We start from the raw sequence: 7648 nt of genomic DNA on the forward strand, positions 1-7648 counted from the left end.
TAGCCTTGAAACTATTTCACGAGCTACTAATAGGGGGAGATGCAATATGTATCAAGCAAATGAACATCGATATGACAACATGGTTTACAATCGTGTTGGTAAGAGTGGTTTGAAATTATCAGCATTTGGATTAGGTTTATGGCATAACTTTGGTAGTGTCGACCCAATTGAAAACCAACAAGCAATTATTCATCAAGCGTTTGACTTGGGGATTACTTATTTTGACTTAGCAAATAATTACGGTCCTGTACCAGGTAGTGCTGAAAAGAATTTCGGGGAGATTATGGCTCACGATATGCATGCCTATCGTGATGAACTCGTAATTGCTAGTAAAGCTGGTTACGAAATGTGGGATGGTCCATACGGTAACTGGGGATCAAAGAAGAGTATCATCGCCAGCGCTGACCAAAGTTTGCGTCGTCTTCAGTTAGACTATGTTGATATTTTCTATTCACATCGCCCAGATCCTGAGACACCAGTTGAAGAGACGGCTTTGGCCCTTGATCAACTGGTTCGTTCAGGGAAAGCATTATATATTGGTATTTCTAACTATTCAGGCGCACAAACTAAAGCAATCATGGACGTCTTCAAAGAACTAAAGACACCATTTATTGTGCATCAACCTCGTTACAATATGTTCAATCGCCAAATTGAAAGCGACTTACTCCCTGTACTACATGAGGCAGGCAAAGCCGCCGCTGTGTTTAGTCCGCTGTCACAAGGATTATTAACGGATAAATACCTGCATGGCGTTCCTGAAAATTCTCGGGCTGCTAAATCTACAAGTCCGTTCTTGCATCCACACCAAGTTGAGGCAACTATTAAAACTGTACAACAATTAAACGAGGTCGCCCAGCAACGTGGACAATCTTTGGCTGAGATGGCCCTTGCTTGGAACCTACGCGAACCAGAAATTGCAAGTGTGATTATTGGCGCCAGCCGACCACAACAATTGGTCGATAACGTCAAAGCACTAGATAATTTGACATTTAGTGATGAAGAATTAGCAAAGATCGATGACATTTTAGATCGACAACCAGCTATTGATTGGAAGAAAGATTAAGCCATAGTGTGAGCAAAAACGGTTTGAAGCTGGTGTGTAACGTTGTTTACATACAAAGAGGATGGCACATTTCTTGCGCCATCCTCTTTTTTTGATTAATTTAAAGTCTTTCGTTAACGCCACCAACGATCAAACACCGTCACTGGTTGACGACGCTTGTGTTCAGTTGATGTATATAGTCGTTCAATTTGATTAGCATCTGCTTCAGAAACTGTTTTACCTTCTAGGTAATCGTCAATGGCATCATAAGTCACCCCTAAAGCAACTTCATCCGGTTGGCCTGGACGATCTTCTTCCAAATCGGCCGTTGGTACTTTTTCATAGAAACCAGCTGGCGCTCCCAAGTACTCCAAAAGTTGACGACCTTGTCGTTTATTCAAGCGATGCAATGGTGTGATATCAGCAGCGCCATCCCCAAACTTTGTATAAAATCCAGCCAAGGCCTCAGCTGCATGGTCAGTCCCAACCACAACACCTTTATAGGCAGCTGCAACACCATATTGGGCAATCATTCGTTCACGGGCCTTGATATTACCCTTATTAAAATCGGTCACCGGTACCCCGGCAGCTTCTAACTGATGCACAACGCCAAGAACAGATTCTTCAATGTTAACCGTTACTGTTTTATCAGCTGCTTGCCAGTTAATGGCTGCCAAAGCATCTGACTCATCAGCTTGTTCATTATATGGTAACCGCATAGCGATAAATTGATATTCGCCATCCCCGGTTTCCTCACGTAGTTGTTCAACTGCAAATTGGGCAAACTTACCAGCTAATGTTGAATCTTGTCCCCCAGAAATACCTAAAACAAGTGTCTTCAATCCCGTCTGCTTCAAGTAATCTTTCAGCAAAGTGACTGAGCGTTTGATTTCAGATTCTGGATCAATGGTTGGCTGTACACCGAGCTTTTCAATAATTTCTGTTTGTAATGGTCGCATAACAGAGTCCTCCCTATTACTTATTCCTGCGTCTGATCAATCTGGTCCACATACTCGCGAGTTGACTTAATCAAGTTCATTTTATGATCCCAAGCCGCTTGCGATAGATCCACTGGATACTCTTGTGGATTCATGTCACGCCGGTATTCTGAATACAAAGAATTAACATGGCGCTTAGTAAATTCCCGGACATCGTCTAATGATGGCAATTCATAGACTAATTCTCCATCCACAAAGATATCCTTCAATATTGGTCGTGCCGTATAATCAACTACCGTCTTACTTAGGTAAGTGTGGTTTGGATGGAACATATACAATCCGTTTGGTAGGTTTTGAGGATTTTCATCCCACAAAGCGACGTAATCCCCTTGTGACTTACCGTCAGAATTACGAGTGATTCGCCAAACTTGCTTTTGACCGGGCGTTGAAATTTTCTCAGCCGTACCAGAAATTTTAATCGTATCAGTCATTTGGCCATTTTCATCCTCAACCGACACCACCTTATAAACACCACCTAAAGCAGCTTGATCATAAGCAGTAATTAACTTGGTGCCGATACCCCAAGTATCGATTTTGGCATCCTGGAATTTCAAACTTTTAATCGTTGTTTCATCGAGGTCATTTGATGCCACAATCGAAGCATCTTTAAAGCCAGCCTCATCAAGCATCTTACGAACACCCTTTGAAACATAGGCTAAATCACCTGAATCAATCCGTACACCGACAAAATTGATTTTGTCACCCATCTCTTTCGCCACGCGGATAGCTGCCGGAACACCTGAACGCAAGGTATCGTAAGTATCTACCAAGAAGACAACATCATGATGTGTTTCAGCATACGCTTTGAATGCATCATAATCGTTACGATATACTTGTACTAGACTATGGGCATGCGTACCAGAAATTGGAATACCAAATAGCTTACCCGCACGAACATTAGACGTGGCATCAAACCCACCAATGTACGCCGCACGGGTTCCCCAAATAGCAGCATCCATCTCCTGAGCACGACGTGAACCAAACTCCATGAGACTCTGGTCCCCAACGACCGAACGAATCCGCGATGCCTTCGTAGCAATCAAAGTTTGATAATTAACAATATTTAATAATGGCGTTTCAATCAATTGCGCATCAAATAATGTTGCTTCAACCTGCACGATTGGTTCATTGTTAAAGACAATATCCCCTTCATGTGGTGTACGGACAGTTCCTTTAAAACGCCAATTTTTCAAATAATTTAAAAATTCTTCATTAAACTGACCTGTTGACCGTAAATATTCGAGATCACTTTCAGAAAAATGTAAATCTTTTAAAACGCCAACCAATCTCTCCAAACCAGCAAAAACGGCATAACCATTTTTGAAAGGCATTTTACGAAAATACATCTCATAAACTGCTTTACGCTCATGGATGCCCTTCATAAAGTAAGTTTGCATCATAGATAATTGGTATGCATCAGTGTGTAGTGCCAAGCTATCATCTGGATATGCTAAAGCCATAATAAATAACTCCTTGTTTTATTTAACTAATATTTTAACACAAAACCCAGGGTGTAAAGTCAGTCTTGTTTATCCCACTAGTGGTATACTAGTTAGATATTTTCATCAAAAATTACGGAAGGAACTCCTTTATGATTAACAATCAGCACTATCCCATCAAAGAATCACGGCGAGCGGGGATGTTGCTTGCAGCAACTGCTGGATTTATTGATTCATATACTTTTTCAGTGCATGATATGCGTTTTGCTAGTTTTCAAAGCGGTAATCTACTCCAAGTTGGTTTGAATATTGCTGGTGGTAAGTGGCTCCATGCTGCCATCTATTTTTGGCCAGTTTTTGCTTTCCTACTTGGTTCAGCTTTTAACCAAGGTTTAAAAGTATATACGACCAAGTCAAATCGATCACATACATTAGCGGCATTGATAGTTGAATGTTTGGGTCTCTTATTAGTTGCTGTCCTAGAATTGCAAAGTGTTTCAGCCAATATCATCCTGCCCTTATTAGCCTTTTTTATGGCAATTCAGGCCGATACATTTAATAAAATTCATGGCATGGCTTATATGACCATCTTAAGTACTGGAAACTTACGGACATTTAGTAGTGGTGTTACAAATTGGCTGATATATCATGATGAAATGGCCTTACGACGTGCTGTCCGTGTCGGACCAGTCATTCTTGCCTTTTTATTTTCAGCTATTATTGCCTACTTTGCGATGCAATTTTTACAACAAGCAGCCTTATTCATTGCCCCCCTATTTTTAATGGGTGTGATTATTTTAATTAATCGGGAAGAAAAGTTTACCAAAAGTGTTGACACAACGACTAACATACACTAAAATACGTTTTAGTATTTCAGAAAGATAAACAAGTTGATCAGGGAAGTAAATTAGCGGTGATTCGCTTAGAGAGACAACGTTTGGTGAAAGTTGTTCGAAGACACGTTAATTGAAAATGGCCTGTGATTGGCATTAATGAGTAGCAAGTCTATAAATTAATGACGGAATGGTCTACGTTAACAGACACACGAATCGGCATAGCATCATATCGCTCACTGCCTGCTCGTTGCTAAGACCTTAATTAGTAATGATTAAGGTGAAGTAGAATGGTAACACGAGACTCGTTTCTATCAGATTATGCAAATAATCAAGATAGGGACGAGTCTTTTTTTATCCCTATCAATCTGAAATAATATCAAACTATGTATCAATAATTAATAAGGAGAATTAGGATTATGCATAAAGGGTTAAGGATTGGTGCCGTATTAGCAGTCAGTGCATTTGCGGCTGGAACAATTGCTCCAGTAACTGCAAATGCTGCTGCAAAGAAAACAGTGACTGTTGGTATTGTTGGTACAAGCGATAAGAAACTATGGGATCAAATTAACAAAACAACACAAAAGAAATACAATTTAAAGGTTAAAACAAAGGTATTTACGGATTACAACCAGCCAAATAAGGCCGTTGCTGATGGTTCACTTGATTTGAACTCTTTCCAACACCGTTATTTCTTAAAAAATTGGAATAAGTCAAATGGCCACAAGGTTAAGGCCATTGGTAAAACATTTATTACCCCTATCCGTCTTTATTCTGAAAAGCACAAAGACGTTAAGGATTTCAAGAAAGGTGATACAATTGCCGTTCCTAACGATGGTACCAATGAAGGTCGTGCTTTAACTTTGCTACAAACAGCCGGTTTGATTAAGCTTAAGAAGGGTGTTGATTTGCCAACCCTTAAAGATATCAAGAAGAACAAGTTAGACTTAAACTTTAAGGAAGTTGCTGCTGATCAAGGCCCATCAGCATTGAAGTCTACTGATGGTGCGGTTATTAATACAAATTATGCCCAAGAAGCTAACCTTAAGTTAAGTTCAGCTATTTACGTTGAACCAGTTAACAAGCATTCAAAGCAATGGATCAACGTTATTGCTGCACGTAAGAGCGATGCAAACAAGAAGGCCTACAAGCAAGTTGTTAAGACTTACCAAAGCAAGCAAACTAAGAAGTATTTGAGCGATACTTGGGGTAAGGCGGAAGTGCCAGCATGGGATATCAAGTTAAAGTAATTTGACCTAATGTGCACAACCATCCAGAGAGCGAAATAAAAGCCTGAAGTTACGTTACATTGAGATTTTGGACTTTTGAAACGCGTTTATGCTATAAATTTATAATTAGTATATTTTTAGCACAAAAAGGCTGGAATATTTTCTGATGTTCCAGCCCCTTGATACATATAAAGAGTAGGAGAAGAATATGGCTGTCATTTCATTAAAAAATATCAATGTCACTTTTAAGCAAAAAAAGCGTGAAATTGTTGCTGTCCAAGACGAAACAATTGATGTTGAAAAAGGAGACATCTACGGCATTGTCGGATACTCAGGTGCTGGTAAGTCAACCTTAGTTCGTACAATCAATTTACTACAACGACCAACCAGCGGTTCAGTACTTGTTAATGGTACCGATATGTTGCAATTATCACCTAAGGAACTCCGTGATCAACGTAAGAAAATTGGGATGATTTTCCAACATTTCAATTTAATGAGTGAGCTAACTATTTTTGGTAATGTTGCTCAACCGCTAAAACATTCCAACTTATCAAAGGCTGATAAAAAAGCTAAAGTAAACAAATTGCTTAGCTTAGTTGGTCTAGCTGATCGTGCTGAAAACTTTCCAAGTCAATTATCTGGTGGTCAAAAGCAACGTGTTGCTATTGCTAGAGCCCTAGCTAACGATCCTGAAATTCTAATTTCTGATGAGGCGACGTCTGCCCTTGACCCACGAACAACAAACCAAATTTTAGCTTTGTTAAAAAAGTTAAACCAAGAATTAGGTCTCACAATCGTTTTGATTACCCACGAGATGCAAGCTATTAAAGAAATTGCCAATAAGGTTGCAGTGATGGAAGAAGGTAAAATCATTGAACGTGGCTCATTGTTAGAGATTTTTACAAATCCACAACAACAATTAACAAAGGACTTTATCAACACTGCTACTAACTTAGATGAAGCCATTGTTAGAGTGAACGAGTTACTAGAAACACAACCATTAGCAACCGATGAAGAGCTGGTTAAGATTAGTTATGTAGGGGCCGATACAGCCCAACCACTACTTTCAACAATCTTTGCAGACTTTGGTGTGACAACTAATATTCTTTATTCAAATATGGAAATTTTGACACAAACACCTGTTGGTATTGCCGTTGCTATATTCAAGGGAACTGATTCACAACGTGCTACTGCGAAAGCAAGCTTTACAGATCATGGTGTTTCAATCACTGAATTACAAGGAGGTGCCAAATAATGATGGGATGGATTGAAGAAAACATGCCAAATGCCTATGCGCTTGGCTGGTCAGGAGATTATGGCTGGGGTGTTGCCATCTGGCAAACCGTATACATGACAGTCGGTGCTGCAATTATTGGTGGTCTCATTGGATTGCTATTTGGAATCGGACTTGTGTTAACCGCCGATGATGGTATTGCCCCTAATCGTACAACATTCCAAATTTTAGATAAAGTTGTTTCAGTTGGACGTGCAATCCCATTCATCATCATGGTAGTTGCATTCTCACCATTGACACAACTAATTGTGGGAACGACTATTGGAACGACAGCTTCTCTAGTTCCTCTATCACTAGGAGTTTTCCCATTCTTTGCACGTCAAGTACAAGTTGCTTTGCTTGGTGTTGATAGTGGAAAAGTTGAAGCAGCCCGTTCTTTCGGTGCAACAAACTGGGACATCATTTCAGATGTTTATCTACGTGAAGGTCTTGCTGAACTCATTCGTGTTTCAACCGTTACATTGATTAGTTTGGTAGGATTGACTGCTATGGCTGGTGCTATTGGTGCTGGTGGTCTTGGTACAACAGCCATAGTTACTGGTTACCAACGTTTCCAGAACGATGTGATGTGGACAGCCACAATTATTATCTTGCTATTTATTGTTCTTATCCAATTCGTTGGTGATTTGCTAGCAAGACATGCCCGTCATAATTAAATCAATAAAAAAAGACTGGAACTTTTGTTCCTGAACTGAACCCCGTAAGTTGGAGTAATTTCCAAAACTTACGGGGTTTTACTATGTTTTCAAAAGAAGTACAAATTGAAGCTGTCACAATGTATCTACAAGGTATTCCGCCTTATAAAATACGGAA

7 protein-coding genes and 1 other annotated feature are annotated in these 7648 nt (G+C 39.8%); of the genes, 5 read left to right on the forward strand and 2 right to left on the reverse strand.

All coding sequences use genetic code 11. The features are described 5' to 3' along the window. Positions 1-46 precede the first annotated feature (46 nt). The gene (locus NGR58_RS06320; protein WP_258088755.1) at positions 47-1063 is read left to right on the forward strand and encodes an aldo/keto reductase; all 1017 of its coding nucleotides are present in this window, start codon (positions 47-49) and stop codon (positions 1061-1063) included. 113 nt (positions 1064-1176) lie between these two features. Here the strand turns inward: NGR58_RS06320 and nadE are convergent, their stop codons facing one another. Then, on the reverse strand, positions 1177-2001 hold the full coding sequence (nadE, locus tag NGR58_RS06325; protein WP_258088756.1) for an ammonia-dependent NAD(+) synthetase: 825 nt from the start codon (positions 1999-2001) through the stop codon (positions 1177-1179). A gap of 20 nt (positions 2002-2021) precedes the next feature. Beyond that, positions 2022-3500: a nicotinate phosphoribosyltransferase gene (locus NGR58_RS06330; protein WP_258088757.1), complete on the reverse strand. Its 1479-nt coding sequence runs from the start codon at positions 3498-3500 to the stop codon at positions 2022-2024. 131 nt (positions 3501-3631) lie between these two features. Here NGR58_RS06330 and NGR58_RS06335 point away from each other — a divergent pair, with 131 nt between their 5' ends. From NGR58_RS06335 to NGR58_RS06350, 4 genes are all read left to right on the forward strand, one after another. Continuing rightward, the gene (locus NGR58_RS06335; RefSeq protein WP_258088758.1) at positions 3632-4336 is read left to right on the forward strand and encodes a YoaK family protein; all 705 of its coding nucleotides are present in this window, start codon (positions 3632-3634) and stop codon (positions 4334-4336) included. Positions 4337-4360: 24 nt separating this feature from the next. Continuing rightward, positions 4361-4628, forward strand: a binding site (T-box leader). Positions 4629-4731: 103 nt separating this feature from the next. Further along, positions 4732-5562 carry a MetQ/NlpA family ABC transporter substrate-binding protein gene (locus NGR58_RS06340; RefSeq protein WP_258088759.1) on the forward strand — a complete coding sequence of 277 codons (831 nt, stop codon included), beginning with the start codon at positions 4732-4734 and terminating at the stop codon, positions 5560-5562. 187 nt (positions 5563-5749) lie between these two features. Further along, positions 5750-6796: a methionine ABC transporter ATP-binding protein gene (locus NGR58_RS06345; protein ID WP_258088760.1), complete on the forward strand. Its 1047-nt coding sequence runs from the start codon at positions 5750-5752 to the stop codon at positions 6794-6796. Next, positions 6796-7491, forward strand: a complete 696-nt coding sequence (locus tag NGR58_RS06350; protein ID WP_258088761.1) for a methionine ABC transporter permease — start codon at positions 6796-6798, stop codon at positions 7489-7491. The genes NGR58_RS06345 and NGR58_RS06350 overlap by 1 nt, the downstream gene beginning before the upstream one ends. Positions 7492-7648 lie beyond the last annotated feature (157 nt).

It is taken from the genome of Weissella fangxianensis (assembly GCF_024718545.1).
Taxonomy (GTDB): Bacteria; Bacillota; Bacilli; order Lactobacillales; family Lactobacillaceae; genus Weissella; species Weissella fangxianensis.